Source organism: Micromonospora sp. SL1-18, from assembly GCF_047921505.1.
Taxonomy (GTDB): Bacteria; Actinomycetota; Actinomycetes; order Mycobacteriales; family Micromonosporaceae; genus Micromonospora.
The window spans coordinates 1-670 of the sequence record NZ_JBLROA010000201.1 but is presented as its reverse complement, the minus strand read 5'-3'; the positions used below and the strand labels follow the sequence as shown (position 1 = coordinate 670).

General features: G+C 66.3%; 1 protein-coding gene. It reads left to right on the top strand.

Features of this window, described 5'->3' with window-relative positions; genetic code table 11:
* Nucleotides 1-214 precede the first annotated feature (214 nt).
* A partial coding sequence (locus tag ACNAW0_RS30560) for a class I SAM-dependent methyltransferase (protein ID WP_416291509.1) occupies nucleotides 215-670 on the top strand: 456 nt, incomplete at its 3' end.

Here is a 670-nt window from a genome sequence, read left to right as displayed (position 1 = left end):
GCCAGGGCGGCGGGATAGTCGCCGACCGAGATGCCTGCGTAGAGGTCGATTGGCATCGGCACATGGTACTTGCCACGGAGCAGGGGCAAAGCACTCTAATCGGCGGATCCGCACCGTGAGCCGCGAGCGGTCACGTAACCCTGCGTAGCGCGCGGATCGCGGCATGTGCGGATGGTGTCCCATCCGGGTCTGGCTGGCCTGGGATACTGCCACCATGGTCATCTATGATGCGATCGGTTCGACTTACACGACTACCCGTCGACCGGACCGGCGGATAAGCGCGCACATCACCACAGCGCTCGGAGACGTCCAAACGGTGATCAATGTTGGTGCAGGCGCCGGCTCCTACGAACCCCCACAGACCATCCTTGCCGTCGAACCCAGCTCGGTCATGATCAGGCAGCGTCCGGCCGGCGCGGCGCGGGTCGTGCAGGCGTGTGCAGAGGCGCTACCCCTTGCCAATGACGCTGCCGACGCGGTCATGGCCCTGCTCACCGTGCACCACTGGGCCGACATCGAGGCCGGGATCGCCGAGCTGCGCCGAATCGCCAGACGCCGCATCGTCATCCTCACCTGGGACCCGCGCGTCTTTCGGACGTTCTGGCTGGTAAGCGAGTACCTGCCGCAGGCGGCTGCGTTTGACGACGCGCGGGCCGTGCCGGTGAATCGC